Here is a 2,584-nt window from a genome sequence, read left to right on the forward strand (position 1 = left end):
TCTCTTGTTGGAGTTGTTTTTTTTCAAAGCTAGTCAGTCTGATCATTAATTTTTTATCCTTCATTTTGCCTTAACACATGTAAATACGTTTGATATACTAATAATAGGTCGAAAAACAGGAGGTAGCAACAATGATAGCGTCATACCAGTACCGATTAAGACTAACCAAATCACAGAAGGCAGAGGTAGAAAAATGGTTATAATTGCTTCGTTATCAATAAAATTACCTACTTGCTGATAGATTTAACTGGTATGAGCAAAATCGTTGTTCTATTAACTCCTGCCCTTTAATCTGTCACCTGCCAGATCTAAGAAATAATCCCGACTATTTCTCTCAAAAGAAGACACTGCCTCAGTTAAAGAAAGATAGACCTTGGTATAAGGTGCTCCAATCTCAAGTTTTACAGGACTGTGTCAAAAGGGTTGATCTAGCATTTAAGCAATTTCTAAAAGGTGACAGTAACGGAAAAAAGAGCGGCAAACCCAGGTTTAAAGGAAAAAATAGGTACAAGTCATTTACCTTTCCATCACTCTCTAAGAATCCCATAAACGGCAATATCTTAACCCTTCCAAAATTGGGAAAAGTGAAGATGGTTTATCATCGGCCTATTCCAAAAGGGTTCAAGATAAAGACCGCTACCATAACTCGAAAGGCTGATGGGTATTACGTTACACTATCGATTAAAGATGACTCTGTTCCAGGTACTATCCCAGTAGATAACGTCTCTAATCCTGTTGGCATAGATATGGGTCTAAAATCCTTCTTGGTCAAGTCCGATGGAACAGAGGTGCAAATACCTCAATACTACCGGAAAGCTCAGAAACGACTTAAGAAAATTCAGAAAGCTGTCACCCGATCTAAAAAAGGTAGTAAGAACAGGAAAAAGGCTGTCACTAAATTAGGGAAAGCTCACAAGAAGGTAGCCGACACCAGGAAAGATTTTCACTTTAAAACAGCTAAAAACTTACTGGACGATCATGATCTAGTAGCCCACGAAAAGTTAAATATTAAAGGTTTGGCTAAAACTAAATTGGCCAAATCTGTTCTTGATGCTGGGTGGGGTCAATTTCTGTCAATATTATCAAACAAAGCTGAGAATGCTGGTTTGGTTACAGTTGCAGTAAATCCCCGCAACACTAGCCAAAACTGTTCTAATTGCGGCAAAAAAGTTCCCAAAAAACTAAAAGACCGTATTCATTCTTGTCCTCACTGTGGTTATGTGGCGGATAGGGATTTAAATGCGGCAATTAATATATTAAACTTGGCGGTGGGGCGTCCCGTCAGAAGTAAAGCTTCCCGTTCGCGTAGCGTGGCCAAAGGCCTTGTAACCGTTCGCGTAGCGTCGGCTTCGCCGATACCATTGGGTGGTGTTGGGAAGAAGCCCGCGTTGTCCCGTTAGGGCAACGTCGGGAGTACGTCACGCAAAGACTTTGATTATTCCAGCAGTTGGGGAACATGTATTATCGGCGGTTTGGTAAAACTAATCTCCAGCTTTCAGTATTTTCTTGCGGCACCATGCGTTGCTTAGCATCTGAGTCAAATGCTCAGAAGACGGTGCAACAGGCAATCGATCAAGGAATTAATCACCTGGAAACTGCCAGGGGTTACGGCAAGAGTGAAGAGTACCTTGGTAACATCCTGAAAGCTGGATTATCAGTACCACGAGACCAGCTATATATAACCACCAAGATTCCACCAACCCCTGATGCTGATTTGATGAGTCAGTGGATTAATGATTCCTTAGAACGTCTACAGCTCGAGTATGTCGATTGTTTAGCAATTCATGGGATTAACACTGAAGAGCATCTGTCCTGGGTAAAGTCTGACAGTGGCTGTATGGCAGCTGTCCAAAAAGCCGTAGCCCAAGGACGTATAAGCCACGTTGGTTTCTCAACCCACGGTTCAATAGAAGTGATTCTAGGGGCAATTCAAACAGATTTTTTTGAATTCATCAACCTGCATTACTATTACTTCTTTCAACGCAATGCTGCAGCGATTGAATTGGCTGATCAGAAGGATATGGGTATATTCATCATATCTCCTGCTGATAAAGGAGGCAAACTCTACACCCCACCACCAAAGTTAGAGAAACTGTGCCATCCCTTCTCGCCACTGGAACTGAACTATCGGTTTTTATTAAGCGATCGTCGCATTACCACCCTTAGTATTGGACCGGCTAACCCAGATCAGGTGACCCTGCCTTTAAGTGTGGCTAACCGAGACGAGTCTTTGAGCCCAATGGAAGTGGCAGCATTCTCTCGTTTAGAAACCCACTTGAACAATGCTCTAGGAACTGACCGCTGTAGTCAATGCTACGCTTGTCTACCTTGCCCAGAAACCATTAACATTCCAGAAGTCTTGCGGCTGCGCAATCTTGCTTTGGCTTACGACATGACCGAGTTTGGTCAATATCGCTATCAAATGTTTGAAAATGCTGGTCATTGGTTTAGGGGGGTCAAGGGAAACCGTTGTACCCAGTGTGGTGAGTGTCTTCCCCGTTGCCCCGAACAACTGGATATTCCTTCCTTACTCTCTGATACCCACCAGCGTCTTAATGGTTCTCCTAGGCGTCGTCTTTGGGGA

Annotated in this window: 1 protein-coding gene and 1 pseudogene; both read left to right on the top strand. The window is 42.9% G+C overall.

Going from position 1 to position 2,584, the window contains the following annotated elements; all coding sequences use genetic code 11:
* The first annotated feature begins 131 nt into the window (after window positions 1-131).
* Window positions 132-1,400, top strand: a pseudogene (locus tag F6K53_RS37065) (transposase).
* A 56-nt stretch (window positions 1,401-1,456) separates the two neighbouring features.
* Window positions 1,457-2,584 (top strand): aldo/keto reductase (locus tag F6K53_RS37070; protein ID WP_293084558.1); only part of this gene is annotated, 1,128 nt, incomplete at its 3' end.

The organism is Moorena sp. SIO4A1, from assembly GCF_010672065.1.
Lineage (GTDB): Bacteria > Cyanobacteriota > Cyanobacteriia > Cyanobacteriales > Coleofasciculaceae > Moorena.